The 26,445-nt window shown below is 68.1% G+C and carries 28 protein-coding genes and 1 pseudogene; 12 read left to right on the top strand and 17 right to left on the bottom strand.

Features of this window, described 5'->3' with window-relative positions; genetic code table 11:
* The first annotated feature begins 119 nt into the window (after nucleotides 1-119).
* Together IH26_RS0148830 and rpsT are read left to right on the top strand one after the other, a co-directional pair.
* On the top strand, nucleotides 120-1,250 hold the full coding sequence (locus IH26_RS0148830) for a phosphotransferase (RefSeq protein WP_084599813.1): 1,131 nt from the start codon (nucleotides 120-122) through the stop codon (nucleotides 1,248-1,250).
* A gap of 182 nt (nucleotides 1,251-1,432) precedes the next feature.
* Nucleotides 1,433-1,699, top strand: a complete 267-nt coding sequence (gene rpsT / locus IH26_RS0148825) for a 30S ribosomal protein S20 (protein WP_030443163.1) — start codon at nucleotides 1,433-1,435, stop codon at nucleotides 1,697-1,699.
* 695 nt (nucleotides 1,700-2,394) lie between these two features.
* Here rpsT and IH26_RS62445 read toward each other — a convergent pair.
* From IH26_RS62445 to IH26_RS0148810, 3 genes and pseudogenes are all read right to left on the bottom strand, one after another.
* Nucleotides 2,395-2,862, bottom strand: coding sequence for a hypothetical protein (locus tag IH26_RS62445; protein ID WP_051809918.1), 468 nt, complete (start codon nucleotides 2,860-2,862; stop codon nucleotides 2,395-2,397).
* Nucleotides 2,859-3,842, bottom strand: a complete 984-nt coding sequence (holA, locus tag IH26_RS0148815; protein ID WP_030443161.1) for a DNA polymerase III subunit delta — start codon at nucleotides 3,840-3,842, stop codon at nucleotides 2,859-2,861. The genes IH26_RS62445 and holA overlap by 4 nt, the downstream gene beginning before the upstream one ends.
* Before the next feature lie 245 nt (nucleotides 3,843-4,087).
* Nucleotides 4,088-4,327 (bottom strand): annotated as a pseudogene (locus tag IH26_RS0148810) (ComEC/Rec2 family competence protein); the annotation flags it as partial.
* Nucleotides 4,328-4,430: 103 nt separating this feature from the next.
* On the opposite strand from IH26_RS0148810, the gene IH26_RS0148805 reads away from it, so the two are divergent.
* From IH26_RS0148805 to IH26_RS0148780, 5 genes are all read left to right on the top strand, one after another.
* The gene (locus tag IH26_RS0148805; protein ID WP_030443159.1) at nucleotides 4,431-4,847 is read left to right on the top strand and encodes a hypothetical protein; all 417 of its coding nucleotides are present in this window, start codon (nucleotides 4,431-4,433) and stop codon (nucleotides 4,845-4,847) included.
* Nucleotides 4,848-4,894: 47 nt separating this feature from the next.
* Entirely contained in the window at nucleotides 4,895-5,461 is a 567-nt protein-coding gene (locus tag IH26_RS0148800) for a hypothetical protein (protein ID WP_157437809.1), read from the top strand.
* A gap of 317 nt (nucleotides 5,462-5,778) precedes the next feature.
* Nucleotides 5,779-7,029, top strand: coding sequence for a helix-turn-helix domain-containing protein (locus IH26_RS0148790; RefSeq protein WP_030443157.1), 1,251 nt, complete (start codon nucleotides 5,779-5,781; stop codon nucleotides 7,027-7,029).
* Between the two features lie 154 nt (nucleotides 7,030-7,183).
* Entirely contained in the window at nucleotides 7,184-7,897 is a 714-nt protein-coding gene (locus tag IH26_RS0148785) for a hypothetical protein (RefSeq protein ID WP_030443156.1), read from the top strand.
* Nucleotides 7,894-8,088, top strand: coding sequence for a helix-turn-helix transcriptional regulator (locus tag IH26_RS0148780; protein WP_030443155.1), 195 nt, complete (start codon nucleotides 7,894-7,896; stop codon nucleotides 8,086-8,088). The genes IH26_RS0148785 and IH26_RS0148780 overlap by 4 nt, the downstream gene beginning before the upstream one ends.
* On the opposite strand, the gene IH26_RS0148775 is transcribed toward IH26_RS0148780, so the two are convergent.
* The 14 genes from IH26_RS0148775 to IH26_RS56835 form a co-directional block, all read right to left on the bottom strand.
* A complete protein-coding gene (locus IH26_RS0148775) occupies nucleotides 8,085-11,381 on the bottom strand; it encodes a phage tail tape measure protein (protein WP_030443154.1) in 3,297 nt (1,098 codons plus the stop codon). The genes IH26_RS0148780 and IH26_RS0148775 overlap by 4 nt on opposite strands.
* 138 nt (nucleotides 11,382-11,519) lie before the next feature.
* On the bottom strand, nucleotides 11,520-11,795 hold the full coding sequence (locus IH26_RS0148770) for a hypothetical protein (protein ID WP_157437808.1): 276 nt from the start codon (nucleotides 11,793-11,795) through the stop codon (nucleotides 11,520-11,522).
* Entirely contained in the window at nucleotides 11,792-12,190 is a 399-nt protein-coding gene (locus IH26_RS0148765) for a hypothetical protein (RefSeq protein ID WP_051809916.1), read from the bottom strand. Before IH26_RS0148765 ends, IH26_RS0148770 begins: the two co-directional genes overlap by 4 nt.
* 470 nt (nucleotides 12,191-12,660) lie before the next feature.
* Nucleotides 12,661-13,110, bottom strand: coding sequence for a hypothetical protein (locus IH26_RS0148760; protein WP_030443151.1), 450 nt, complete (start codon nucleotides 13,108-13,110; stop codon nucleotides 12,661-12,663).
* On the bottom strand, nucleotides 13,110-13,406 hold the full coding sequence (locus IH26_RS0148755; protein ID WP_030443150.1) for a hypothetical protein: 297 nt from the start codon (nucleotides 13,404-13,406) through the stop codon (nucleotides 13,110-13,112). Before IH26_RS0148755 ends, IH26_RS0148760 begins: the two co-directional genes overlap by 1 nt.
* Nucleotides 13,406-13,564, bottom strand: coding sequence for a hypothetical protein (locus IH26_RS60785; protein ID WP_157437807.1), 159 nt, complete (start codon nucleotides 13,562-13,564; stop codon nucleotides 13,406-13,408). Before IH26_RS60785 ends, IH26_RS0148755 begins: the two co-directional genes overlap by 1 nt.
* Nucleotides 13,561-13,941, bottom strand: coding sequence for a helix-turn-helix domain-containing protein (locus IH26_RS0148745; RefSeq protein ID WP_030443149.1), 381 nt, complete (start codon nucleotides 13,939-13,941; stop codon nucleotides 13,561-13,563). The genes IH26_RS60785 and IH26_RS0148745 overlap by 4 nt, the downstream gene beginning before the upstream one ends.
* On the bottom strand, nucleotides 13,938-14,306 hold the full coding sequence (locus IH26_RS60780; RefSeq protein WP_157437806.1) for a hypothetical protein: 369 nt from the start codon (nucleotides 14,304-14,306) through the stop codon (nucleotides 13,938-13,940). Before IH26_RS60780 ends, IH26_RS0148745 begins: the two co-directional genes overlap by 4 nt.
* Entirely contained in the window at nucleotides 14,303-14,476 is a 174-nt protein-coding gene (locus tag IH26_RS60775) for a hypothetical protein (protein ID WP_157437805.1), read from the bottom strand. The genes IH26_RS60780 and IH26_RS60775 overlap by 4 nt, the downstream gene beginning before the upstream one ends.
* Before the next feature lie 38 nt (nucleotides 14,477-14,514).
* Complete coding sequence (locus IH26_RS0148735) at nucleotides 14,515-14,853, bottom strand: hypothetical protein (protein ID WP_030443148.1); 339 nt, start codon at nucleotides 14,851-14,853, stop codon at nucleotides 14,515-14,517.
* 122 nt (nucleotides 14,854-14,975) lie between these two features.
* Nucleotides 14,976-16,880, bottom strand: a complete 1,905-nt coding sequence (locus tag IH26_RS56845) for an AAA family ATPase (protein ID WP_051809914.1) — start codon at nucleotides 16,878-16,880, stop codon at nucleotides 14,976-14,978.
* Nucleotides 16,877-17,731 (bottom strand): hypothetical protein, encoded by an 855-nt coding sequence (locus IH26_RS56840; RefSeq protein WP_051809913.1) that lies wholly within the window; start codon nucleotides 17,729-17,731, stop codon nucleotides 16,877-16,879. The genes IH26_RS56845 and IH26_RS56840 overlap by 4 nt, the downstream gene beginning before the upstream one ends.
* A gap of 430 nt (nucleotides 17,732-18,161) precedes the next feature.
* Nucleotides 18,162-18,380, bottom strand: a complete 219-nt coding sequence (locus IH26_RS0148720) for a hypothetical protein (protein WP_030443145.1) — start codon at nucleotides 18,378-18,380, stop codon at nucleotides 18,162-18,164.
* A 210-nt stretch (nucleotides 18,381-18,590) separates the two neighbouring features.
* Nucleotides 18,591-20,450 carry a recombinase family protein gene (locus IH26_RS56835; RefSeq protein ID WP_342668369.1) on the bottom strand — a complete coding sequence of 620 codons (1,860 nt, stop codon included), beginning with the start codon at nucleotides 20,448-20,450 and terminating at the stop codon, nucleotides 18,591-18,593.
* A gap of 26 nt (nucleotides 20,451-20,476) precedes the next feature.
* On the opposite strand from IH26_RS56835, the gene IH26_RS59085 reads away from it, so the two are divergent.
* The 5 genes from IH26_RS59085 to IH26_RS60755 all read left to right on the top strand — a co-directional run bounded on the left by IH26_RS59085 (nucleotide 20,477) and on the right by IH26_RS60755 (nucleotide 26,427).
* On the top strand, nucleotides 20,477-22,000 hold the full coding sequence (locus IH26_RS59085) for a tyrosine-type recombinase/integrase (RefSeq protein ID WP_084599812.1): 1,524 nt from the start codon (nucleotides 20,477-20,479) through the stop codon (nucleotides 21,998-22,000).
* 396 nt (nucleotides 22,001-22,396) lie between these two features.
* Nucleotides 22,397-23,734, top strand: a complete 1,338-nt coding sequence (locus IH26_RS60770) for a hypothetical protein (protein ID WP_157437804.1) — start codon at nucleotides 22,397-22,399, stop codon at nucleotides 23,732-23,734.
* Nucleotides 23,731-25,683 carry a hypothetical protein gene (locus tag IH26_RS60765; protein ID WP_157437803.1) on the top strand — a complete coding sequence of 651 codons (1,953 nt, stop codon included), beginning with the start codon at nucleotides 23,731-23,733 and terminating at the stop codon, nucleotides 25,681-25,683. Before IH26_RS60770 ends, IH26_RS60765 begins: the two co-directional genes overlap by 4 nt.
* Nucleotides 25,684-25,769: 86 nt before the next feature.
* Nucleotides 25,770-26,198, top strand: coding sequence for a DUF5930 domain-containing protein (locus IH26_RS60760; protein WP_157437802.1), 429 nt, complete (start codon nucleotides 25,770-25,772; stop codon nucleotides 26,196-26,198).
* A 73-nt stretch (nucleotides 26,199-26,271) separates the two neighbouring features.
* Entirely contained in the window at nucleotides 26,272-26,427 is a 156-nt protein-coding gene (locus tag IH26_RS60755) for a hypothetical protein (RefSeq protein ID WP_157437801.1), read from the top strand.
* Nucleotides 26,428-26,445 lie beyond the last annotated feature (18 nt).

Raw genomic sequence — 26,445 nt, 5'->3', positions numbered from 1 at the left:
TTCTGACCTTCGACAAGCCAGAACCTAGGCGGGACAACGGCATGTAGTGCACAGAACGGCTTAAACCACCCACACATGCGTCAGTAGAACCACAAAAACCGGGACGGCAGGATGGTCGGGTGCGGCCGATTTCGCTCCCCGACGTCGCGTACGGCGCCACCGCCGTCCGCCCTCAATGGCCTGACCTGCCGGAAAGCCTGCGGCACGCCATCTCCGCGCGGCTCGGCGCGCCGGTTCTCTCCGCGCAAAGCGCCGGCGGCGGCTTCACCCGCGCCTTCGCCGCGGTCCTGACCACGCCGGCCGGACCGAGCGCCTTCGTCAAGGCCGCATCACTTCAAGATCCAAATTCCCGGTCGTACGCGCGGGAAGCGGCCCTCACCTCCGCACTCCCACCGGCCGTCCCCGCCGCGCGCCCCCGCTGGACGATGGTGGATTCCGGATATTTCGCCCTGTGTCTGGACGTGATCGACGGTCGAGTGCCGTCCCTGCCGTGGTCGCCATCCGATTTGGCGGCCGCGCTGTCCGCCTGGTCGACGGCCGCCGCGGCGCTGCGCGAGCCCACGCCGGTGCTGCTCGCGGTGGGCGTGCCGACATTGCCGGACATCCTGCGCGGCGAGATGTCCTGGTGGTCGGCGATCGAGGCCGGACGCGAGCCACTGCCCCGAACCGCGCGCGACACCGTGGCACCGGCCCGGCTCCACGAGCTGGCAGCGCTCGAACGAGGCCTGCCCGTGCTGGCCACCGGAACCGGCCTGATGCACGGTGACCTGCGGATCGACAATGTCATGATCGATCGCGACGGCCGGGCCTGGCTCTGCGACTGGACCTGGCCGTGCCTGGGCGCACCCTGGTTCGACACGGTGACGCTGCTGGTCAGCGCCTACGCGAGCGGCCTCGACGCGGACTCGTACCTGGCATCCTGGGCACCTCCGGACGAGGGTGTGGACGGGGCGCTGGCGGCGCTGGCCGGGTATTGGCTGGTCCGGGCCGACGGCGGCCCGAGCAGCGCGTCCCCGCACAGCCGGCAGCATCAGCGGTTCAGTGGCGAGCAGGCGCTGGCCTGGCTCGCCGAAAGGCGCGGCTGGCGCGCAGACGAGAGCGGCCAGCGTGCCGACGAACGCGGCCAGCGTCCCGACGAGCGCAGCCAGCGTCGCGACAAGCGCAGTCAGCGTCCCGACGAGCGCGGTCAACGTGCCGACGAACGCCGCCGCCCCGACGAGCGCCGCCGCCGTCCCGACGAGCGCTTCTAGCCAGCCGCCCGCGCGGGGAGACGGCCGTTTTGGCGGGTCGTGGCGGTGCTGGTAGTCTGGTTCATCGCGTGTGGTGACGCGCCGCTGTTTGCTGCTCCGGCAGACGGTCGCTCCGGCGGCCGACCGTGGTGACCACCGCGCTTGAGACCAGTTTCCGAACCTAGTCAGGACAAGGCTGTCGCGTGGCGAACATCAAGTCCCAGATCAAGCGCAACCGGCAGAACGAGAAGGCCCGGCTGCGCAACAAGTCGGTCAAGTCGTCGCTGAAGACGGTGATCCGCAAGCTCAACGAGGCGAGCGAGGCGGGCAACGTCGAGTCGGCTACCGTGCTGCTGCGTGACGCCTCGCGTCAGCTGGACAAGGCTGTCAGCAAGGGCGTCATCCACAAGAACCAGGCGGCGAACCGCAAGTCGGCCATCGCCAAGCGGGTCGCCTCGCTGTCTGCCTGATCCGTCAGGCCAGGCGCGGCAGCACGGAAGCCGCCGCGCCGCTGCCCGCCACACGCGGGCCGGTCATCGACGACCACACCCGGGCACCGCCGGACCGGAAACGGCCCGAGGCGGTGCCCGCGTCGTCTGCGCCACCCACCGCCGAAGTCCAAACGCCTGGTGTCAGGCCGTGGGCACGTTTCCGTCGGCCCCGGGCGCAGCGGGTAGCACCCATGGCCCGTTCCGCCTTCCCGCCTCGGTCAGCCCGGGCGGATGGCACCCACGGCCCGTTCCGTTTCCCCGCCAGCCCGGCGCGGGCGAATAGGGCCGATAGCACCCACCCGGTGCGCGACGATGCGCTGGTTCTCTCCTACGGCCGGTTCCGCTTCCCCGCTGACAGAGCGCGGCAGGCGACGCCCCCAGCCATCGCCGCCTCCCCGCTAGCCCGGCGCGGGCAGCGCCCACGGTCGACTCCGACGTCCCGCGCCACTAACGGCACAGCGAGCCCACGCCACAAGGCACAGCGAGCCCACGCCACTAACGGCACAGCGAGCCCACGCCACTAACGGCACAGCGCGAGTTCGCGCCACCGACGGGACGGCGAGCCCACGACACTCCCGGGACAGCGAGCCCCACGCCGCTCCAGGCACGGCAAGCCCACGCCACTAGCGGCAGGGCAAGCCCGCGGCTAGCCTCGGCGCTCCACCCCTTGACGCCTACTCGTAGCGACGGGTGGCCGACTGGCGGACCCGCCACTGCCGGGCCTCGACCTCCTCCGCCCAGGGCCGCATGATCGGCGCTCCTCGCTCGCGGTTGATCACCCCCGGCAGCCGGGTGGTGGCCTCCTCGGCCATCCGGACCGGCGGGTTCGGCCCCGCCACGGTCGCCGGGCGCAACACCTCGGCCCGCGCGGCCGCCGGGCCTGCCGGCACCACGATCACGCCGGCCGAGCGGCTCAGTGCGCCCGCGATCACGTCGTTGAGTTTCACCATCAGCGCCACCGTCGCCGGCAGCACGACCACGCCCCACCAGCTCACCAGCTCGGCCAGGGCGAGCAGCGCGCCCAACGCGACCGTCCCCTCCAGGAACAGGAAGCACAGGAAGCCGCTCGGCGCGACGTGGCGGAGCCGGAGCAGCCGGGCATACAGCGGCGGGTGCGCCTCGTTGCGGCGGGACCGGCTCATCGCGACCCGCCTCCCCGGCGGGCCGCGGCCACGGCGAAGACGGCCTGCTCGAGCGCATACCCACGGTCCTCGGCGCCGCCCTTGACCGCGGCGTTGCAGTCGGCGGCGGCACGCATCGCGTCGACCAGGCCCTCCGGGCTCCAGCCGCGGCTGCGCTCCTGGGCGCGCTGAATCTTCCAGGCCGGCATGCCGAGCGTGCTGGCCAGCTGGTACGGGTTACCGCGGCCGGCGGCGGCCACCTTGGCCACCGTACGCACCCCGTCGGCGATGGCGTCGGCGATCGGCACCGGGTCGACCCCGACATGCAGCGCCCACCGCAGCGCCTCGAGCGCGCCGGGCACGTCGCCGATCATCGCGGCGTCGGCCACCGTGAAACCGCTCACCTCGGCGCGGCCCTTGTAGTACCGGGCGACCACCCCTTCGGTGATCTTGCCGTCGGTGTCGGCGAGCAGCTGCGAACAGGCCGCCGCGATCTCCCGCAGGTCGTTGCCGACCGACGCGAGCAGGGCGGACGCGGCCGCCTCGTCGCACCGGCCCCCGTTGCGGCGGAACTCGTCGCGGACGAACGCTATCCGCTCCCGATCGCCCTTGAGCTTGGCCGCGGGCACGACGGTGGCCCCGGCCGTACGCAGGCCGTCGGCGAGCGCCTTGCCCTTGGCCCCGCCGAGATGCGTGACGATCAGCGTCACGTCGGGGTCGGGACTCTTCGCATAGGCCAGCAGGGCGGCGATCAGATCCTTCCGCGCATCCTGCCCGCTGCGGATCACCAGCACCCGCCGGCCGCCGAACAGCGAGGGGCTCAGCATCTCGGCGACCTCGCCGGCCGAGATCGCGCCGCCCTCATACTCCCGGACGTCGGCGTCGGGCTCGGCGGCACGAGCCGCATCGACCGCAGCCGTGACCGCGCGGGCGGCGAGCAACTCCTCATCGCCGAGGACGAGCAGCAACGGGTCGGGAGATGCGGTGTTCACGCCCAATATCGTTGCACGGGGGTCCGACGTTTCCGCGAGCCTCACTCCTACGCGCAGATCGCCGATCACCGAATGCGAAAGCCGACATATCGGCGTCCGGCCATGCGAATGCCACCGTAACGTCGCTCGATCAGGCTGAATGTTTACCGCACGCCATCGCACGGCCGCCATCGTCATCGACCCCCTCTGATCCCAACTAAACGGACTAACCCGGGCGTGTCGGCGTGCCTCGCTCGCCCGCTCGCCACGCCCGCTCACTTCGCCGGCGGCGAGCCCCGGGCCACCACGGCGAGACCATGGCCGGTGGCAACCGCGGCGAGATCCCCCGATTGATCGGTACGCAGCACTCGCGCCCCGCCGCGAGCCAGCCGGGCGAGCAGCGACGCGTTCGGATGGCCGTAGTCGTTGTGCTTGCCCACCGACACGAGCGCCACGGCCGGATCGATCGCGTCGAGGAACTCCGGCGCCTGGTAGCTGGAGCCGTGGTGTGACAGCTACGCCATAGCACGTCAGTAGCGGTCGACAAGTGAAGAGCGGGCCCGGCAGGTGCGCCAACACCTGTGCCCCGGGCCCTTGATCGCCCCAGGAGGCGACCCAATGAACAAGGTACCGAACAGTGACCTGCGCGCCGCCGCGCTGGCCGCACTTCAGGCCTGGACCGTCGACAGCCCGGAGCAGGCCGCTCGCCTGCTCCAGTCGTGGGCGCGGCGCAGCGAGATGACCGACACGGACGTGACGGCTGTCCTCGACGTGCTGTTCCCCGAACCTGGCCACCAGCCGGCCCGCAGCGCCGATTTCCGCGAGGGTTACGCCGAGGGCTTCTTGGACTGCCTGCTGGCCGCACGGGAGATGCGCCGCAAGGCCGCCGAGGCCGAGAAGAACCCGGCGGAGAGGCTCGTCGACGAGGCTGCTGCACGCATGGCCGCCGAGCACCAGCAGTGGCTTAAGCGCATCCAGCGGGAGCACGGGCTGCCCGAGGACGCCGAGCAGATCGCGCAGGAGTCTGCGCGATGAGCCGCACAGAGCGTCCCCGGCCGGCCTACGACCGCGGTACGCGCGTCGTGCTGCTCGCCCCGCGGTCCGAGCCCGGCAAGGCGACGGCGGCGGCGCTGGCGAGCATCGAGCGTCTCGGCTGGATCTTGGTCTCGATGATCGAGCCCGACCGGTTTCTTGATGCGGTCCGGATGGTCATCGGCGGCCTCGTCGACCTGGTCGTGGTCGCGAAGCCGGAGGACCTGCCGCACATCCTGACGGGCCCCGACCTGGCCGCGTACGCCACGCCGGGCGCCGCCGGCGGGGAACGTACCCGCATGCTGCGCACGGACGTTTCACCACGCCAGCGACGTCCGCAGTTTGTGGATCGCGACGGGTTGCCGGTCGGCGGCGCTGAGGCGGTCGAGCGGCCGGCCGAGATCCGTCGCTGCGATACGGATTTCAAGCCGAAAACCCGTGAGCCGCTCACGCGGTCCGGGCCCGCGATTCCGCCGCGGGCTGCGGAATCCGGTGCGAACGTAGGTTCGGAATTCGGCACCCAGGTGCCGAATCGCGAGCAGCGCCCGCGTACGTCGGAGCTACGCCGCGCCCGGCTCTTCGGAGACTTCAAGACCGGCCGGCGGCGCCGGGCCTAACTCCAGCGAACACAGAAGAAGCGGCCCGGACTTTCCCTGAGGTAACGGGGGTGTCCGGGCCGCTCCACGTTGCGTTCTAGCGCCGACGTGCCAGGCTGACGATCGCGGCGATGATGCCGGCCACGCCCAGCACGAACACCAGGCAGACCACCATGTGCCACGGCTTCAATGCACCCATGGCGGGCACAGTACGAGGTGCGCGCACGAGATCACCGTCAGCCGATCGGAGGACATCGTCCGGCAGCGGGTACCGTCGATCGTGGCGGTCGGAGTAGAGGCCCGGCCGCCGCCCTGTCCTCTACCAGGGAGTCAGCCCGATGGCCGAGAGCGTTCCGGATCCGTACACCGACCCCCTGGTGTTCGGCCAGCGGCTTCAGATCCTCCGCACCCGCAAGGGGCTTACCCGGGATCAGCTCGGCGGCCTGGTCGGCAAGTCCGGCTCGTGGGTCAAGGCTGTGGAGAATGGCCGCCTGAAGACACCGAAGCTGGAAACGATTCTCCGCATCGCCGAGGTGCTGCGAGTGCGCGACCTGTCCGACCTCACCGGCGATCAGTCGGTCCACGTGGACCTGTTCGTCGGCCCCGGACACCCGCGCCTCGCGGCCGTCAAGGCCGCCGTGGACGCCTTCCCGGTCGCCACCGCGCGCGAAGCGCCACCGATCGAGCACATCCGAGCCAGGCTGGCGCGCGCGTGGTCGGCGCGGCACTCGGCACCGAATCACCGGGAAGTGATCGGGGCGTTGCTGCCCGACCTGATCCGGGACGCACAGGTCGCCGTCCGCCAGGCCGACACCGGCCCCGCGCGCCGGGCCGCCCAGGGCGTACTGGCGGAGGTCTACTCGCTGGCACAGTTCTTCGTGGCCTACCAGCCCGACGCCGCCCTGCTCTGGCGGGTCGCCGAGCGTGGAATGATCGCCGCCCAGGAGTCCGAGGACCCGCACGCCATCGGCGTAGCGGCATGGCTGGCCGCACAGGCGCACCGCGACGCGGGCCCCGCGCACTTCGACGCCGCCGACGCCGTGAACCTGACGACCATCGGCTTCCTGGAACCCCTGCTGCTGGAGGGCGCGTCGGATGACGTCCTGGCTATCGCGGGGGCGCTCACCTTCGAGGCCGGATACACCGCCGCCCGCCGCGGGGCAACCGGCGTCGCGTGGCGGTACTGGGAGACCGCCCGCGCGATGGCCGCCCGGCTGCCGGCCGACTACTACCATCCCGTCACCTCGTTCTCCCGGGCGATCATGGGGGCGCACGCCGTGACAGTCGCTGTCGAACTGCGCCAGGGCGGCGAGTCGGTACGGCAGGCGGCGTCGGCCGACGCGGTGACCATCCCGTCTCGCCCGCGCCGCGCCCGGCACCGCATCGAGGAGGCGCGCGGCTACCATCTCGACGGACAGCCAGACGTCGCGCTGGCCACCCTGGAGAAGGCGCACGAGGCCGCGCCCGAGACGATCAAGTACAACGGCTATGCGAAGAAGATCGTCCTCGAAGAGGCCGAGTCCAAGATTCCGGCCCGGCGTCGGCGGGCATCCGAACTGGCCGTGAAGATCGGCCTTCTGGCCGCGTAAGGGCAAGGGGGCACAATCTGTGCCCCTGCCGCAGTGAGCCCCCGACCACGATCAGAACTTGCGGCGGCGGGCTGCGTGATCGAACCCTCGTGGCCCGTCGCTCGCCAACGGTCCGTGGCGAGGGGGCGACGATGCTGCAACTGGTGGCGCGATCATGACCGCCGAGGACCACGACCGCCCTCTGTCCACCTTCCGCGGGTTTTGTATCCGCCTGCCGCGCCCCGCAGAGCCGCCCACGATGGCGCCGGAGCCCGCGGCGACGCCGGAGGAGCGACGCAAGGACGCCGTTGCGGCCGCGCGCGAGTGGCGCGACGAGGAGCGGGACGCGGTCGATCGTCGCGTCGGCCTGCGGCTGCTGCTGGAAACCGAGCGGAACGTCAACTGTCACCCGTATCAGCCGCTGAACGGCTGGCAGGTCTGCCAGGCCACGGCGGGTGAGCGCGACTTCGCCGAGCGCGGAAAGGTCCCGGCGTGGCACTTCTGGGCCGCATTCTGGGACCTGTCTTCGCCGGTGGTCGTGGCCGAGACGCTCCCGGAGCTCGAGGCGGGGGTGTGGGCCCGGCAGGAGCAGATGTACGCGCGGCTCCCGGTCCCGTTCCGCAACCGGCGCATCCTCGCCGAGCGGCAGGACTGGCCGGAGGGCGTCCTCGAGGAGTGCGAGGCGCTGGAGCAGCGGCGTCCGGCGTGGTCGGTGACGTGGCGGCTCGGGACCGGCTACGTAGGGCGTCTCGATGTGGCAATGCACCGGTGCGAGCTGACGGCCGAGGACCCGTACGAGCTCGATGCGGCCATGGACCAGGTGCCCGAGCATGACTGGAGCACCCGCGGGTGCGCGTGGTGCTTGGCGCGGCTGGAGCAGCGACGGTGAGCGCGCCCGACGTGCTCGGCTGCCACGAGATCGCCGTTCGGCTGGGCGTCAGCCGGTCCTGGGCCAATCAACTCGTCCGGCTGAAGACCTTCCCCGATCCCGTCGCCCACCTCGCCATCGGGCGTATCTGGGACGCCGAGGATGTCGAGGCGTGGATCCGCGAGCACCGGCCGAAGGGCGCGCGGGACTAGAGCACCTTCTGCCCGTTCACGCGCAGCTCTCCGCCGCCCTGCAGGTAGTCGCCGATCGACTGCACCACCTGCGCCCCGATCTCGCGCGGGTGCGAGCCAAGTGGGGCGTTCACCGTCAGGTTGATGTTGGTCACCCCGCCGCCTCCGCCGGCCGAGGTCTGCCACATCGGGCTGACCCGCTCTGGCTGGTAGTTCTCACCGAAGCTGTACGTCCGCCCGGACGCGCCGACGCCGAAGATCGGCTCCGAGATGACGCCGCCGTTCTTCATCGCCCAGTGGTCGTGGGCGTTGCCGTGGGCGAAGTCATGCTCGGCCTCGACGAGCGCCGAGTAGGTATGCCGGGCCCCGTTGTGGATGTTCAGCGACTGCCACGGGGTGATGAGCTCTTTCGTGGCTTTCATGAAGTGCAGGTTGATCCACTCGGCGAGCGGCAGCGACGGCGCGAAGTCCACCGCCCGGCCGACCGCATGATACGACCGGTTGCCGGTGATCGTGATCGCGCCCGGCCGGAAGTCCGAGTAGATACCGATGCCCGGGAACGCGGCGCGGACGACCGCCTCCATCCACTTGTAGCCCGGGCCACCTGCCCCGCCGGGCGCCGAGAAGGCCGGCTGCGGAATCTTCGTCCCGGACACGTTCGTCGGGAACGGCATCACAACGCCACCGGCGGCGAAGCCCGGAGTCGCGTCGACGGACCGCTCCGGCAGGGCGCCGTACCGGTTCATGTACGCCAGCAGCGCGCCGCCGAGCTTGTCGACTGAACTCGCCTTGATCACGAACTCGCCAGCCGACAGCCGGGCGGGGATCGAGTCCGACGTGCCCGTGCCAGGACCGATGACAGGTCCGCCACGGGAGAAGAAGTGGCCCAGCTCCCGGTTGGCCTCGTTGACGCTGGTGCTGTCCTTCAGCGCCTGCTGCGCAGCCAGCAGGTGCCGCAGGTCGTTCGCGACCTTGCCGTAGTTCTTCGTCGACAGGTTCGCCACCCAGTCGCCGTCGTAGCCCTTGAGGCTCTTCCAGGCGTTGTCGATCTGGGTTTGCACCTTGGCAGCGCCCGGCGCCGACAGATACGCCTGATACGGCCCGGCGTAGTGGTTCGCAGCGTTGTACGCGTCATCGATCTGCTTCTTGGACTGCACGGCACCCGGCGCCGACACGACGCCCTCGTACTTCCCGGTGTATTTGTCGGCCGACTTCTTGGCGCCCTCGAACTGCTTCGCGACGTCGGCGATCTGCGTTTTGGTGAGGCCGGCCGCCCTGAGCGTGTTGACGAACGCCGGGTCGAGCTTGCCGTTGAACTGGTTGCTCAGGTCGCCGACCGAGTTCTGCAGGCCGAGCGCGGCCTTCGCAAGATCGAGATCGGCGGCCTTCGCCTCGGCGCTGTTCCGGCCGTGCGCCTTGACGGCGCCGGTGTAGGCCTTCTGCGCGTCCGCGAGTTTCTTCTGCGCGTCGATCAAGGCGAAGACCGGGTCGGTTTCCGCCTTCAGCATGGAGAACAGAGCGCCGATCGCGTCGCGCTCGCCCCTGGCGGCACCGGCCGCGGCCGCGGCGGCGGTCTTGTATTTGTCCTGCCCGTCGGCGCCGACCTGCAGCGCCGAATTCAGGTCGCCGAGTTTGTTGGTGGTGTCCTTCGTGGCGGTGCCGGCGTTGGCCGACGCCGACGCGTACTGCGGCAGGCCGTTCTTCAGGTCGTTGACGCTGATGCCGGCCTTCTTGCCCTCGGCAGCAAGCTTGTTGAAGATCTCCGCCGCCTGCGCGCCCTGGCCGTTCTGCACCATCGCCGTCAGGGATTGGTCGACCTGGCTGAGACGCTGCCGGGCGTGCTCGAGCGACTCGTCCATGACGCCGCCCAAGCCGCTGATGTTCTCGGCGGTGCCCGCGAGGCTGTTGCCGAACTTGGCCCAGAAACCGCTGCCCAACGTGCCCAAGTCGTACGAAAGGTGACCGAAGTCCTTGCCGAAGATCCGGGCCGCCTCGCCCGCTTCGGTCCCGTTCTTCGCCCAGTCCGACAGCGACTGCCCGAAGGCGTCCGTCTTTGCCGTGACGTCGGTGCCGAACGCTGAGTTGATCGACGCTCCGGCGATCTCCAGGCCGGCGAAGATCGCACCCGCTCTGCCTGCTATCGCTGCGGTCTTTCCCAGACCAGCCGCGGCTTTCACCCCCGCAGGCCCCATCGCCTCCAGCTCGGCTCGCACCTCGGCGGTCTTCGCGCGCAGCTTGACCCACCCAGCGCCGAGGATCAGCGCCGCGCCGCCAGCAGCAGCCATGACGGTGATCGTGCCGGTGACGCCGGACGGCAACAGGCTGATCTGGTCGACGAGCCCGTTTGTCGCCTTGGTGAGCACGCGCAGCCCGCCCGCCGCGCCTCCGCCAGACTGGATCGCCAGCGTCTCGATCGAGCCTTTCAGGCGTTCGATGTCACCGGCGAGGTTGTTGGTCATGGTCGCTGCAGTGCTGGACGCGTACCCGGCGGCGTTGACCGAGTCCTTCCACTCCTTCACACCGGCGGCGCCGTCGGTGTAGAGGATCGACGCGGCCCGGATGGCGTCGTTGCCGAACAGCTGGCCCAGGGCCTGCTGCCGCTGCTCGGCGGTGAGCCCCTTCAGCCGGGTCTGCAGGACCTGGGCGACACCGCCGAGCCCGACGAACTTACCGGTCGCGTCGTAGAAGGAGATGCCAAGCTCGTCCATCAAGGCCTTGGACTGCTTTGACGGGTTCGCCAGGGCCAACAGCATCGTCTTCAGCGACGTTCCCGCATCCGAGCCGATAAGGCCCGCGTGGGCGAACTCTGCCAACGTGCCCGTGGTGTCCTCGATGCTCAGCCCAAACTGGCTCGCGACCAGGCCGGACTGCGACAGGGCGTAACCCATGTCATGCACCGAGCCCTGCGCCTTGCCCGCGCCGGCGGCGAGCAGGTCGGCGATGTGCGGAACATCCTTGCCGCTGAGTTTGAACTGGGTCATCGCGCTGGCAGCCGTCTCGGACGCCTCGCCGACCGACAGTTGGCCGGCCGCCGCCAGGTTGAGCGCGCCCTTGAGGCCGCCGCCGAGTACATCGGCGGTCGACACACCTGCCTTGGCGAGCTCGGTGATGCCGTCGGCCGCCTGGGTCGCGGAGAAACTGGTGTCCTTACCCGCCTGCAGAGCGGCTTGACGCAGCTTGTCGATGTCCGCCGCGCCGGCATGGGTCGCCGCCTGGACCGCCGACATGCTCTTGTCGAAGTCCATGCGCATCTTGACCACGCCGGCGGCGAGGCCCGCCAGGCCGATTCCGGCGACACCCGCCGCATCGGCCACCTTGTCGAGGTGGCCGCCCTGGGCTGCCTTGTCGAGCTTGCCCTGGAAATCCTTGGTCGCCGCACCCGCCCGGGACAGGGCGGACGTGAATTGGGATATATCAGCCGTTAATTTGACCCCGACTGTCCGTAAAGCCACTTACGGCCGCCTCGCTTCCGTGTTCGCGGACGGCCAGACGCCGCCGTGCTCGTCCCGCCACGTGCGCTTGGCGTCGAGGTACCTGCGCAGCCCGCGGATGGTCCGGTACTCGCGCTGGCACTCCCGGAGGGCGTCGGCCGTGTGCTGCACGTGGGCACGGCACACCACGTCCGGCGCCGGCAGCGGCCCGTCGTGGTCGACCCAGTCGGCCGGCCGGAACTTCAACAACTCCGGCGGCGGCGCATCCGAATCCCGTACGACCTCGCGGCGCCTCACGCCACACTCCCGCGGATCCCGTACGTGCCCCGTGCCGCCCCGCGACGCTGCGGCCTACGCAGGTGTGCCGACTTGCCTGCCTGCTCGCTCTCGTCGCCGCTGGGCAGGCGCAGCGAGGCACTGAGGCGCGCGAAGGCGATGCGCAACTGACGGGCCTCGACCACAGCCGGGTGCGTGCGCTGCTTGCCGCCCGGGTCGACCACCATCAAGCCCTCGACCTCGACGATGGCCGCGAGCTCGTCGAGCAAGTCAACGGTGCGCACCATTTCGCGCAGCAGCGCGGTTTCGTGCTCCTCGAGCTCGTACTTCCCGAGCACGTCCGACCAGAGGCGACGCCCGGACGGGCCCGCGTTGCCCGGGGGCAACGGCGGGACATCACCGTCAGTAGCAGTCACTCCCCGTCACCTCCTCCCGGCATGTCACGTTCAGTTACCATTGCGGTTCGTTTCAGGGGGCACAGATTGCGAGGAGTGGGCCCCGGTGGTCCTCTGGCCTGCCTGTTGTTCCGCCTCGACCCCGCCCCCCTGCCCTTCGGTCACGCTAGGTAGTGGTCCACCTATCCGCTCTTCGTTACACACAGTGACCGACAACGGAGAGGCGCGATGGGTGAAGTTCACGTGAGTCGATCCGATCGCGCGTCGTCCGCGGCCGTCGCATGTGGAGTGATAGGCGCGTCGCTCGTGCGTCCGGACCGTCATGCCGGGTGAGCCGTGTGCCGATGGTGTGCGCGGGATGTGGCGGCGCAGGACGGCGTCTACGCAGGTGGCCATCGGAGTGCATGCGCCTGCTGTTCCGTCCTTACGTCCTGACACTGGCGAGATCGGCCAGAGCAGGTGGGCTTGACGCCGCCACATGCCGCGAGTCCTCACCAGTCCAGATCGGCGAACTGTCGGCGCACGTTGTCGCGTGCCTCGGTGATCGGAACGCCTGCGGCTACCTGCGCCTGGAACATGCGGTCGGCGGCAGCGTGGCGCGCGGCTTCTCGCTGCTGCTCCTCGGCTCGGTCTTGGGCCCGCTCGCGGGCCATGCTCATCTCGATCTCGGCGGTGGCCTGCACGGCGGGCGACTGCGACCACTCGCCGCGCAGCCGGTCCTCGGTCTCACTGCGGTGCAGCTCCTGGTCGGTGCGCAGCTTGGTGAGCGGGTCGGCGCCGAGCGAGATGAACCTGCCGTTGCGGTCCATGACGACGCCCCGGACTCGGCACAGCAGTTCTTCGATCTCGTCGGGGCTGTAGCGGTCGCGCACGCTGGGCGGCATCGGCGGGTTGTAGCTCGGCCGCTCGGGCACGAACCGTAGGTCGAGCAGGTCGGGCATCAGGCACCTCCGGATGCGGGTCCGGTCGTGCTGCTGACGCCCGGGTTGTCGGTTGGCTCTTGGTCGGGTCCCGGCGTACCGGGCCCGTCGGGCTTGGCGTTCTTGACCACGGCCGGGCCGGAGAGGACCGGTCCCGTGCCGGGTGGTTGCGACAGCGGCATCCCCGGAATGCGGATGGCGTCGGCCGTGTCTCGGCTGGCGTCCAGCGGTTCGGGCAGGCGTCCGCGTTCGTCGCGGCCGTCGTGCGGCTGCAGGTGGTTGCCGCCGGCGTTGGGCCGGGTGTCGACGGTGGCCATCACTCGGCCTGCCCGGCGCGGGCTTCGAGCTGGTCGGCTTCGCGGCGGCGCTTCTCGGCGAGCTGGCGGAGCGCCTGCCGGTCGTCGACCGTGACGACCTCGACGGGCTGACCGGGTCGTTCCCGGGCCGCGACGAACGGGTTGATGGGGTCGGTCATGCGTCCGCCTTCCGGTCCACCGGTGCGAGCCCGTCGACGTAGCTCTCGATGTCTTTGGCGCGGATCCGGCGGAAGCCGGCCACCTTCACGGCGGGCAGCTTGCCGTCCGCGACCAGCCTGGAGACGGAGCGGGCCGAGACACCGAGCCGACAACCCGCGGCGTGGAAATCCAAGGTCAACGCGTCCACGGGGGCAGAGTCGCCGGAGTCCGCCGCCACGTCGAATGTTGGCGGCGATTGGCGGCGATTGGCGGCAACACTGGCGAGTTCGGCCAGGGCGGCGGGTATCGGCATGCCTTCCTGGCGTAGCTGCCGGATGTGCGCGCGGAGCGCGGCGGCGAGATGCCGGCCGATGGTGTCGTCGACGACCAGGATCACGAAGCGCGCTCCGGTTCCACTTCGGTCGCGGAGTCGGCCGGCACGAATTGCTGGGCAAGGTGCCGTGCGCGTCCGGTGATCTCGGCGTGGAGTTGGCGCCTGGTGGTCGGGTGAAGCTCGACGGACCATACGGCTTCGTGGATGCCGCGTTGTAGCGCTTCGGGCATGTGTCCGGCGCGGGCCTTTGGGATCCATGCGGTGCACGGTGGGCAGGCCTTCCAGCGCCGAGCGGGCACGGGTGGTTCTCCGGCGTCGGTGAACGCGCCGCGCCAGGTGATCGGCTCGGGCAGATCCCATTCCGTCCAGCCGTTCTCACCAGCGTCGGGCGTCTGGCACAGCACGCACTTTGTGGGATCGATGCTCACTGCTGGTTCTCCTGGGTCCCGGCAGGCTTGGCCTTGCCGGATTCGCCGACGACGCGGGTGCCGCGTCCGCCGCGTTTGCTGGGTCCCTCGAAGCGCGTGGCGCGCTGGGCCTGCCGGTGCTGCGGGCAGGGCTCATCCGCCGAGGCGCAGCAGGGTGGTGTGTCGGCCATGTGATCTCCCGGATTTGGTTGGGGGACAAAGGAATCGGTCACGGCGCTGCCAGCCCGAGTCGGCGGGCGAGCGCCGCGGCGTGCTGGAGATGGGGTCGGCAGAGTTCGGCGCCGGGTAGGCGCTCGTTGCTGCACGGCTCGGGCGGCGTCTCGCTGACGAGGTAGCGGCATCGGGTGCCGGTCGTGTCGACCGCCGCGGCGGCATCGATCCGGGCGAGCTTCCCGCTGTGCCTCTGCTGTAGCCCGGCGTCCCGGTGTGCCTGGCGCTTGCGCCGCTCGTCGCGCTTCTCCGCCTGCTTCCGGAGCGTCGCGGCGGTCGCCGCTTGGAGGCGCTCCTGCCATTCCTGGTCGGTGTACGGGTTGGGGAAGGCCGTCATCCATCGACCTCCTTTGCTGTGACGGGCTGCTGGAGGGGGGGTGTGATGACGTGACCGCCTATATAAGGCGGCGGTCACATCACGCACACCCCTGTGATCGGGTGTGACGGGGGGTGTGATGGTCACAGGTTCACCGCCTGTCCGTCGGCTGTGACGAACCACTCGGACGCTGAGCCTTTTCCCTGGTCAATGCGGTCTGCGTACCCCTCGGCAAGAAGCGCGTTCAGCTCCCGGGAGCAGGTCTCCCGCGTCAACCCGTGACCGTGCAAGGTGGAGATGTGGTCGACCAGCGTCCGAACCGTCACGGGTGCGCCCGAGAAGTGGCGCAGCGCCTCGAGGAGCTTGGCCCGTGAGGGCGGCATTTTCGGCCCCTCGGTGTCCGCCTCGTCCTCGTCGACAAACTCCGCCTTGACCCAGCAGTGCAGCGGGGAGTCGAGGTCGTCCGGGTCGTCGGCGCGGATGCGGCGCGTGGTCCGCAGCGTGCCGCCGGGGATGCTGCCGCCGATGAAGTCCAGCTCGGTGATGACCGTGGTTTCGCGGGTAACCTTGTCGACCTTGCGGCTCTTCACGGTGGCGGTCGCCAGCACGCGGCCCCACTCGGCCGGCCCGGCCCCGGTGATCCGGCTCGCCCCGCGGCCCTCCTTGCGGTTGGTGTGCGTGGTGACCCACAGGCTCGATCCGGCCGCCTGGCACAGGTGCTGCGGCTTCTCCAGCAGCTCGCCCATGGCGTACAGGTCGGAGCCCTTCGCGCCGCCGGCCGACAGGTACAGCGGGTCGAGCGTGACCATCACGGGTCGCACACGGTCGATCTGGTCGGCCATCTCGCCCAGGTGCACGATGTTGCGCAGGTGCGGCGCCCGGGCGCAGATGGTGATCGGCAGTTCGTCGGCATCGATTCCGGCGGCGGCGGCGATCGCGTCGATGCGGCGCAGTAGGTCGGCCTCGCCGCCCTCGCCTGCGAACATCACGACCGGCCCGGACAGGTCGACGTCGACCGCGCCGAGCCAGGGCGTCCCGGACGCGACAGCGACCGCCACCGCCACGGTGTTCCAGGACTTCTGCGCCTTCATCTCGCCCGCGTGCACGCCGTAGTCCCCCGCCGGCCAGAGGCCACGAAGTAGCCACCGCCGCGGCCCGGCCGCACGTACGCGGGCACGGAGCTCGGCGACCGTCGAGAAGGTTAGGGACGGCTTGACTTCCGCCCCGGTCGAACTGGAGGGCTCGACGTCGGTGGTGGCCTCGTCGGTCAGGTCGTCCGCGTAGCGCAGGCCGTCCAGTCCGCCGAGCTTGGCCACGTGGTCGGTGACGTCCTTGCATCCGTCGGCGGGCTCGGCGATCTCGACCGTGGCAGCGATGTCGGCCAGGGCGTCGCGAACCTTACGGGCGTGCTTGCGGCCGTTCGCGTCAGCATCCGCGATCACCATCACGTTGGCGCCGCGCAGGAACTCGCTGTATTCAGGCCGCCAACCGCCGCCGGCGCCGCCGGGGTTGCACGTGGCGTCGAGGCCGAGGCCGACCAAGGCGGCGACGTCCTTCTCCCCCTCGGCGACGAATACCGGCCTCCCCGCGGCGACGGCGGCAATCACCTCGGGCAGCCGGTAGAGCACCCGTCGCACGCCGGCCAGCTTCCACCGGTAGCCGGACCGTCGGATCGGGTCGGGAACCCGTACGGGGAACTGCTTGTCAGCGGTGCGGCACACCTCGTAGAGCAGCACCCCGGCCTCGTCGCGGTAAGGGTAGACCGCCACAGCGTCGCCGTACGGCGTCCACACCGCGTTCTCGGCCCGGTCGGCCAGGGCGGCCTTGTCGAGGCCGAGAGCGGCCATGGCGTCGTCGTACGTGCATCCCTTGCCGGCCAGGCAGGAGAACACCACGGGCTGGCGGTCGCCGCGGCTGACGGTCGCCGAGGCGTTGTGGTCGTCGTGGACTGGGCATTGCACGCTGGCCGTTCCCTGCCCGCTTTCGGTCACCTTGAGGCCGCGGTCGCGCAAGGCACGAAGCACGCGCCGGTACGGGTCGTCGGTCACGCGCCCGCCCCTAGCCACCTCGTGAGGAGCACATCGCGCTCGGACCGCTCGGCCGCGAGGGTGGCGTTCCACCGGCTCGCGTCCTCCACGAGGGCGTAGATCTGCTCTTCGAGCCGTGACCGCAGCGTCTCCGGCGCGAGCGCCTCGACCTCCGTGGAGAGCGTGGAATCGAGGCCCAGCGCCTGGCACGTCTCGGCGTACCGGGCGTAGCTCTTGTCCGCGGCGTTCGCCTCATGCTGGACGAGGCCGCCGGCCCGGACGTCCTCGACAGTCAGCGCGCAGCGCCGGAAGTCGATGGGCACCGACCCGCGGGAGTAGTGCCGTAGCCGTTCCTCGAGGGAGCGCGGGATGGCGAGGCCGGAGGGGTCGAAGTCGCCGACGTAGAGCACCGTAACGGGTTTGCCGACGGCGACGTACTGCTCGGCCGCCGAGTGCGCGAAGTCCTTCGACGCCTGCCCGCGGCACGAGAAGAGGCCTACGCCGAGCGCCCGGGTGACCGGGTCGACGACGCCGGAGATCGAGTCGGATTCGGCCCACACCTCGACCCGGCGCGGCTGCATCGACCAGAGGTCGCGGCGGTACTCCTCGGCGGTGCGCCGGATCGCCTGCTCGACCGAGTCGTACATCAGGGCTATGCGGACGTACCTGGTGGCGTCGGTGAGCCAGTCCCACGGCAGCATGCCGCTCTCGCGCATGATGCCCAGCTCGCGGACGACTGTGTTGTAGTTGCGCCGGGAGCCGCCGGTGTCCTTGTTCCACAGCGTGCCGATGCCGAGGTAGTAAACCTGCCGGACCGAGCACGGCCGGTGCTGCCGGGTGATGTCGTAGATCGAGCGGCGGAAGTCCTCCATCTCGACCCTGGTCCGCCGGGCCCGCTTTATCGTGCTAGCACCGTAAGTCGCGGTCATGCGGCCGCCCGCCGGCCGTTTAGCTCCCAGTCGGTCACGCTGGCCGCCCATAGGGCGTCATTGCACGGGAAGGCTGGCCAGCGGCGGCGTGCTGACCAGGAGACCCAGCGCTCGGCGTCGGCATAAACCACGGCCCAGTCGGTTACGCTCTCGCCAGGCCGCCCAGCCTGCTTGCGCGCCGCCCCGTTCGCCGCGGGGCGGCGTTCTTCGTTACGCGGCACGTGCACCGCCTCGCGGCCGGCCCGCTGGCCGGGTGTCGAGCGGCCGACGACGTGTAAGCAGGCGTACCGCAGCTTCACGCTGCTCCGCCGTCATCGGAGGTGCCGCAGCGATCAGCTCGGCGACTCGTTCAGCGATCGTCTTGATGCGGGTTTCACGCAGCAACCGGACCACCGCCCGGCACGTCGGTTGTCAGCTCGTCGATCGTGATGCGGTCGGAAGCCAATGCGGCGCGGACGATGCGCGCGGCCCGGGCCAGCTTGGCCGGATCGTCGATGGCGCGTACGGCGGTCTTGCGCTTGCGCGCCTCGGTGGCGGCGGCGGTATTGGTCCGCTGCAGGCCACGGGGTCCAACATGGGTCTTCGGGTCCAAGATCCGACTCCAAGCGAAGTCGACCGGAGGCGTCCCACAGGAACGCCTCTAGCCGATACCTTCGCCGAAGCAGCCTTAGCCCGGTTCGCTATCCGTCCGCCCCGAAGGACCAACGACCCTCACGCCCGGCACTGCAACACCATGCCCGTGCATGGCCCCTTTTCCCCGACGTCGTGGTTGCTTCCGGGGTCTTAGGAGCGTCTACCGAGATCAGACCGTATCACGGTCATCGTCACCGTTCGCGCCGCGCCGCGCCGGAATGACGTCGACCCGGTCCGGATCGAAGCGGGCTAGGCCGCGCCGGGCCGGGCCGATCACGATGCGGTCGACGAACAGCGCGAGCAGGTGCTGCTTCTTGTCGAGGTCAAGATCGGCCCACCGCTTCGCCATTTCGGGCAGGTCCAGGGTCGTGATGTCCGGCCGCGAGGTGACCTCGCCCAGCTCGACCCGCGCGGCCTTGATGCGCTTGCGGAGCGCCCGTACGGTCGCGAGTACCTCGGGCAGCTCGTCCTCGTCGCCGTCCTCGAGCGCGGGCTTGAGCAGCTTCAGCCGGCGTTCGGCCGCCTCGATCTCGTCGACCAGCTCACCGGCGCGTCCGTCGTCGGCGGCCTCCCGCTCGGCCAGCTCGCGCAGCGTCTCAGGGTCGTTGAGCCGCGCCACCATGTAGGCGTCGATCAGCTCGCGGAGGTCGTCCAGCACGATGACGCGGCCATTGCAGCCGCCGACATCGGTCGAGCACTTGTACTTCAGCTTCCCGGCCTGCGGGCACGGGCGCATCTTCACGCCCTTGTCGGCGCAGTCGGAGCAGTAGACGAAGCCGGTCAGGTAGTGCATCCGGACCCGCGACCCGGGCGCCCGGGTCTTGGCGTCCAGTACCGCGCGTAGCTGCTGGTGTTCCTCGGCGGTGATGATGCCGGGCCACACGGCGGGACCGACGACGCGGCCTTGGTGCTCTCGCAGGCCTGCAATCCGGCCGCTCCGCAGCATGATCCGCAGAGCCTGCTGGGACCATGTGCGCCCCGTGCTGGTCCTGACGTCGGAGTCGCGGAGCCACCGGATCACCGAGCCCATCGAGTCACCGGCCAGCACCCGGCGAGCGGCTTCACGGACGATCGGAGCCTCGAGCGGGTCGAGTTCGTCGCGCAGGATCTTCCGGCGCGGCCCCTCGCCGGAGTAGACGCGGTGAAAGCCGAACGGCCGCGGGCCGCCGTTGGCGATCGCGCCAGTGGACGCCAGCTCTCCGACCTTGGCCCGGATGCGCCGGGCAAGCTGCTCGGCCTCGTGGCGCGCCACGCTGCCCTTGATCCGGGCGGTCAGCCGTCCCTGCGGGGTGGCGAGGTCGATGTCGCCGCCGACGGAGGCGAGCTGAAGTCCGTGCCGCTCGGCGAGGTCGATGAAGACCTCCAACTCCGCCGGCCGGCGGGTCAAACGGTCGACGTCCCACACGACAACAGCGTCGATCTCCCCGGCCTTGATCGCTTCGATCATCGCCTCGTACGCCGGGCGGCGGCGTCCCGAGCTCGCGCTGACGTCGTTGTCGGTGAAGACCCTGGCGACGTCCCAGCCGAGCCGGGCGGCGAGTTCCCGGTCGTCGCGTTCCTGGCGAGCGACGCCGAGGGCCTCGCCGAGCCGGTCGTCGCTGATTCGCGTGTAGATCCCTGCTCGCACCTTGCCGGTCATAGGTGCAGAGCGTACATTGCCATGGGCGACCTTCAGCACGTCGGCCCGCAGCGCGCCGGCCCCGAGGTACCGCAGCAGTTCATCCTGCTCCTCGGTCTCCGCGTCGCCCGGCAGCAGCACCGTCTCGCCCTTGATCTCGGCCCGCAGCACCAGCGAGTTGTTGTTCGGGTCGGAGTTGGTGCCGTGCAGCGGCTCGTACGGCCCGATCACGGTCACCCGCAGGCCGCCGACCGCGTACGCCCAACCCGGGCCGATCTCGTGCAGTCCAAGCCGGCCGGCCGCGGCCACCACCGAGGCTCGGCCAGCCGGCGGATCGGGCCAGTGCGGGCCGACGACGGCCAGCACCTGCCGCCCGCGGAACACCCCGGCGACCCCGCCGACGTGATCGATGTGGAAGTGTTCTATGTAGAGTTAGCGTGTCGTTGATCATCTGTCGTGTACTCTGCCGCACCGTGACGGCGGAAAGATCCACTGCGGCAGACTGGATACTGACCGAGACGGGCGGCCCGTGCGGCGTGCCGCTTGACTTCCATGCCTGGGTCGCGGAGTGGAAGGACATCGCGGGCCGCGAGCAGGCGCTGGGAATTCCGGTCGGCCGGCCCCTGCTGATATCTCCTAGCAACGTCGACCATCGTGTCAATGAATATTTTCGCTCCGCGTTCCGGCTAGACCAGAATTCCACCGCTCTCACCTACGCAATCGAGTTGCGGACCTGGTTCAGATTCTTGAAGGAGTCTGACACCTATTGGGACGAGGCCGACGCCCGGGACGTTCGCCAGTTCCAGATAGCTCGCGTATACCCCGAACAGAGCGAGGGCCGCATCCAACCGGCCACCTGGAACAAGGCATGGGCAGCCCTCAACCACTTCTATCGCTGGGCGGTACGAGTCGGTTATCTGGACGTCAGCCCAGTCAGTGAGGATCAGCGGCTTCGTGGCCCGGCACGAGCAGGCGGATTCCGAGAGAAGAACGCCCGCGCATCCCGGGATCGATGGCTAGCCCCCTCAGAGTACTCGATGTGGCGGAACATCGGTCTTCGGGGATACGGCGCAGCGCTGGATTCGCAGAAGGGGGTAGTGGCGTCACAACAGGACGAAACGACTCGCGTCCGCAATATCGGCCGGAACACAGCCTTCGTGGACTATGCACTACTGACCGGGTTGCGTCTAAGCGAGGTTGGCTCGCTGCTGTCCGTGGAACTGCCATCTCAGGTCGATGTTGATGTTCCGATCATCGGCAAGGGTAACGTAAAGCGCCACTATCGCGTCATGCATCACCTTGCGCTTCAGAGCCTGCATACCTACCAGATACGAGAACGCCGCAGCTGCATACTGCGGGCACAGAGGTCTGGCGCCTACGATGATATTCCAGGGCGGCTCGACGTGGCGGAGTTGTTGTCCGGACGCTCAGGCAGCCGCGTGCGCCTGATCGACGGCCAAACGCTCGACGTGCTAACCATGCCAGCGGATCAGCGACGTCGTCTTTTCATTCAAGACACAAGCGGCTGGCAGCCCGCATGGCTCTGGCTCACCGAGACCGGAACGCCGATGCCTCATCAATCGTGGGAAGCGGTATTCCTCGGTGCCAATAAGCGGGTCTCATCGGCTCGCAAGGCTCTCGGCGTTAGAAACCCTTGGGTGCACGTAACACCACACTCCCTACGGTTCACTTTTGCGCTACTGGTGCTTCTTGCGTCAATCCGCGCAATCGACGATCGACTCGGCATGAGACCCACCGACCCATTCGACCTTAGAGCCTACATGTCAGCATTCGATGAGGTTAGAGACCTGCTCGGCCATGCCAGCGTCCAGACGACACGAGAAATCTACCTGGAACCTGTCAAGGGATTGCGCCGGGCACCCCTGCTCCGCACGCGAAACTTCGACGAGATGTGGAATGAGCTGATGGGAAAGAGTCCTCTTGTCGGATTTACTAGGTAGAGCGCAATGAGCCGTGGCAGACGAGCCATACTTCCTCGCCAAAGAGCCGATCGGGCGGCACCCAATCCAGCACAGGACGCACGTCCACTAGTCGTCCGACTAACCTTGGAGGACAATCCGTTCTACCAGTTCGACTTGACCGGGATGCCCGGGTGCGAAACCCTCAGGCGCGACGTCGCAGAAGCGATCCAAGGGTGGACTGCCAGCAGTTCCGGTGGGCGACGAAGCGCTACCGTGAGGTCTACAGTTACTGCGATTACAAACTTCCTGCGTTGGGCCGACGAACTGACTACGGAATGTCCCACGGAGGAAAATGCCGGCTTTACGTCGCTGTCAGAATTTACGCCTTTCCATTGGCTTCGGTGGCGGGAGCATCTTAGTGCCACGCTAACGGAGATGGGGGCCTTCATGTTCTCGTCTCGGGTGAGGGCAGTAATACGCTATTATTCCCAACTTCAGTCGGCCACACGAACCGTCCTTCGGCAACGACTGGGGTCGGTCAAGAAACAGCGGAAGATCGAACGTTATACACCCGACGAGTTCCGGCTGATCCGCAATGCGGCACGCAAGGTCGTCCAAGAGGCTCATGCCCGTATTCACCCTGCGTACCTCATGGCACTTCAACATCCGGACAGCACAGAGAACCCCGAACGCGCACGAGCACTCCGCGAGCTGCTGACTACGGGATCACTGCAATCGACAGCAGCCATGCTCGCCCTAAACGCCTTCGTCGTCAGGTCGAACTACAACCGGGCGACCCTTTACAACGTCATCACGTATGCGCTTTACCCGAAACCGGACGAGATCTACGCCTGCGCCGTAATGCTCGCATGCCAGCGCGGACTCAACCTCGCTCCGATCGAAGCTGCACCGATGCCCACCACTCACGAACCGGGCATAGTCCAATTGGACTTAGACAAACCGCGCCGTGGCCCTAGGTCGCGGTTCTGGCCAGAAATCATCTCCGATACCGACGACGCGAAATCTGCCCGCCTCGTCACGATGATCGAGGAAATCACTGAACCGGCCCGCCATCGACTGGCCCTTTTGGGCCAGCCTACCGATCGGCTACTCATCCGCGCACTGCAAGGCGGCAAAGGGTTCCGGACCGGTCTACCGCCGAATCCTCAACGGCGACGGTCGAAATGGGTTCCCCGAGGACTGACCGTTGACTTCCAGCGCCTGAGAAGGAGCGTCCCTGATGAAGGCGTCCAAAAGCAGGCCAGCGACCACGACCCTGAAACGTATCTGCACTATGTGCGCACAGACTCGGAACTCGTCCGGGAGCACCAGGCAAAGGCGGTAGAGGGACTAGAACGAGCCTTCGTCCGCGCGAAGGAAGCCCTTAATGTGCGACTATTGAGAGACGACCAGGCGCCGCCGCCTAACCAGGACTCCGTTCTTGCAAGCTGCGAAGACCCTGACCGCCATCCCGCTACGAACGCACCTTGCCTCGATGGGTACACCGACTTCTTGTCGTGCCTGGCCTGTCCTAACGCTGCTACAGCACCGCGGCACTTGCCACGCCAACTCGCTGCGCTGCAAATGCTCGACAGCCTCCGGAACACGTTGTCGGCGGACACATGGGAGCGGCGATTCGCAACCCGGTACATCATGCTTCGGGCGATGGTCGACACGTACTACACGGACGACGAACGCCTTCAGGCGGCGGATCATGTCTCGCCGTTTTTGCCGCTTATCCGTGCCGCGCTAACTCACGAGGTGCCGCAGTGACCGCCCCAACCTACGTCCCGCAACGTCGTAGTGACATCACCTTTCCATCAGCGAATAGCCCGACTATCCAACCGCATCGCATGCACGACCCTGCAGCCACGGTAGCGATGTTTGGGGAAAGCCGGTGGCCGCTCCATGCGCTGGACCCACACGATCTCGACCCACCAACGCTGCACTTCACGGACTGGCCCGAGGGATTCCGTGAGTTCGCCAAGCATGTCGCCTACGCACTCATCAACTACGGACATCCTGAGAGCCTCGTCACGGAACGACGATCGAACTACGTGGAGTGGCCGACGGCCGGCAGCATCAATACAGCCGTTAGTGCACTGCATATCTCTATAGCATGGCTGGCGGGAGAATGGTCAGCACTACCCCGACATATCGACACGCCGGCGAATCACATAGGGGATCTTGATAGCGGCCATCTCGACGATCTCAAGACATGGGTGGATCAGTCGAATCTAGTCGCTAGCAGCAGATACCAGCGCCTGGAAGTGCTGGTGCGAACGTGGCACCTCAACCCGTGGCTTCCCGAGGATTGCCAATGGCCTGAGCCGACCTGGCGGCACACGCAGTGGAGGCCGTCAAGGAAAGCACGCGAGAACAAGACCAAGCGTATATCGCAGGAAACGATGGGTCCCTTGATCGAGTGGGCTGTCTCCATGGTCTCCGTATTCGCTGACGATATACTTACCGCGCACCAGAGTTATCTCAACAGCACTCTTGGGCCCAAAAGAGACAAGAACCGGGCCGTAGGCAGTCCGGTCACGGCCAAGTTTCACGGGCGGCCCTGGATCGATCAGATCACGGTTTTCGACGTACACTCACATTTCGGCCGCATGCCGCCGTTACTCAACCGACTTCGGACGGCTGCTGTCATCGTGCTGGCTTACGCCACTGGGGCGCGGCCCGAGGAGATATGGGAGTGGAAGCACGGCTGCGCACCGGAACCGATGCTGACGGAGCAAGGAAATCTCATTCACCTGATTCATGGCACTGTACGCAAGGGCGTGGCAAGTGTCGAAGGGAAACCCCGCAAGAGCGTTTCTGCGACCTGGGCCACGATCAAAGCCGGCGCAGACGCCGTCCATGTGTTGGAGTGCCTCGGCAAGGCCATGGGTACCACCGGCGGGCCGCTACTGGTCGGCGGAGACGGGAACCCAATAACGATTTCCACTGCGTCGAACAGCATCAAGGACTTCGTCCGTTTCATCAACGGCAGGCTTGCCCCGCTGACCGAGAAGCAGGACGGCTTCTTCATTCCTGAGGACCCCGATGGCCCGTTGTATCTAGGTCGCTTCCGCCGCACGCTTGCCTGGTTCATCCGCAATCAGCCCAACGGCTACATCACCGAGGCAGTCCAGTATCAGCACGTCAGCCTTCGGGTAGGGGAAGGCTATGCCGGCACGAAAGAGTCAGGCATGCCTGATCTACTGCTTGAGGCCGACTGGGAACACCGCCGATCCGTTGTGGAAAATCTGCGACACGACCTGCAGGATGGTGGTGGCATCTCGGGTCCAGCAGCGAACCGCGCCATCGCGGCGACCCTTCTTCTACCGCCCCATCTGACACCAGCCGAAGAACGCCGACTGCGAAAACGCAAAGAGTTCGCAATCTACGACAACCCGACGGCGCTGGCTCTGTGCGTCTTCGACGAAGAAATGGCTCTTTGCGAGAAGATCAGGCGAGTCGGTGGTGATAGAGGCCCGAACTTGCTCGACTGCCGACCGGACGAGTGCCCCAACTGTGCTCGCACCGACGCACAGGTCCAGGCTCAGCGCTGCAAGGCCGGTCGCCTACGGGCGAACGCGGTTCTGCTTCCAACACCGATCGCACGATCGATGATCGCGAAGGCGGAGCAGCTCGAAGCCGCTGACGCCAAATTCCTCGCGACGAGGGCCACTATCGCGAAGGCGCCCACCGACGGCGAAGGAACCCGGTCGTGACAGAACCGGCTCGCCTGCCTACGAATGAGGAGATTCTCCGCGAATCGGATTCTGTCCGCCGAGCCATTCTTGAAGCAATGCAACGCATGCTGCTCGGACAGCCAAAGAGTGTCCCGGTAGGTTCGCTGACAGTGAAGGATCTCGCCGCGGAGGCCCAGATCGGACGCTTCCACCTTTACCAAAAGCATCCCGATCTTCGCGACCGCTTCGAGTTCCTTCGTGACCGCGCCAATCGGCCTTCGGAGAAAGAAGCCCAACTTGGAGCCCGGATCGAGGAGTTCAAAGCTGAGATAGACCGACTCAGGAAGTCACTATCGGAAACCGCCTTAGAGCGGGACAATTGGAAGGCACTCGCGGAGATGGCTGTTCGAGCGACAGCAGTCCTCCAAGAGGAGACTGTTCAGGCTCAGAGGCGTGCAGAGCGACTAGCCAGGAGGTTGGAGAGGGCGACGTCAGCGGCTACCCCGAGCACCGTCGTCAGGACTTTGGATAGCTACAGAGGACGACGGAATTGACTCTCAGAAGTGCCGGAGTCGAAGCAAGTCTACGGACCGCTCCGTCGTCATATGGGGGCCTGACCCGCCCCACATGGCCTCGCTCTGCGCCGCCGGGCTGGACGCGGTGTTGGCGCAGTCGGTGCTGCAGAAATTCGTGGCCGGCTTCCGCGGCGAGGAGGGCACGGTCGAGTGCATCGCTGAGATCGCCGCCACGGCCTGCCCGGCGCTAACCTCTCACTCGGTGTAGGTTGCCAGGATTTCCACC

This window comes from Actinoplanes subtropicus (assembly GCF_000721705.1).
Lineage (GTDB): Bacteria > Actinomycetota > Actinomycetes > Mycobacteriales > Micromonosporaceae > Actinoplanes > Actinoplanes subtropicus.
Note: the sequence above shows the minus strand (reverse complement) of the source record. Positions and strands in the feature narration are given on the sequence as shown.

Coding starts and splice junctions, on each gene's coding strand:
- IH26_RS0148785 (WP_030443156.1), top strand. CDS start 7,184: ATGACCGCCGAGGACCACGACCGCCCTCTGTCCACCTTCCGCGGGTTT.
- IH26_RS60755 (WP_157437801.1), top strand. CDS start 26,272: ATGGCCTCGCTCTGCGCCGCCGGGCTGGACGCGGTGTTGGCGCAGTCG.
- IH26_RS62445 (WP_051809918.1), bottom strand. CDS start 2,862: ATGAGCCGGTCCCGCCGCAACGAGGCGCACCCGCCGCTGTATGCCCGG.
- IH26_RS0148755 (WP_030443150.1), bottom strand. CDS start 13,406: ATGGCCACCGTCGACACCCGGCCCAACGCCGGCGGCAACCACCTGCAG.
- IH26_RS56840 (WP_051809913.1), bottom strand. CDS start 17,731: ATGGAGGACTTCCGCCGCTCGATCTACGACATCACCCGGCAGCACCGG.
- IH26_RS60785 (WP_157437807.1), bottom strand. CDS start 13,564: ATGACCGACCCCATCAACCCGTTCGTCGCGGCCCGGGAACGACCCGGT.
- IH26_RS60770 (WP_157437804.1), top strand. CDS start 22,397: ATGGGGGCCTTCATGTTCTCGTCTCGGGTGAGGGCAGTAATACGCTAT.
- IH26_RS0148805 (WP_030443159.1), top strand. CDS start 4,431: ATGAACAAGGTACCGAACAGTGACCTGCGCGCCGCCGCGCTGGCCGCA.
- IH26_RS60775 (WP_157437805.1), bottom strand. CDS start 14,476: ATGGCCGACACACCACCCTGCTGCGCCTCGGCGGATGAGCCCTGCCCG.
- IH26_RS0148790 (WP_030443157.1), top strand. CDS start 5,779: ATGGCCGAGAGCGTTCCGGATCCGTACACCGACCCCCTGGTGTTCGGC.
- IH26_RS0148735 (WP_030443148.1), bottom strand. CDS start 14,853: ATGACGGCCTTCCCCAACCCGTACACCGACCAGGAATGGCAGGAGCGC.
- IH26_RS60760 (WP_157437802.1), top strand. CDS start 25,770: ATGCTGCTCGGACAGCCAAAGAGTGTCCCGGTAGGTTCGCTGACAGTG.
- IH26_RS0148760 (WP_030443151.1), bottom strand. CDS start 13,110: ATGCCCGACCTGCTCGACCTACGGTTCGTGCCCGAGCGGCCGAGCTAC.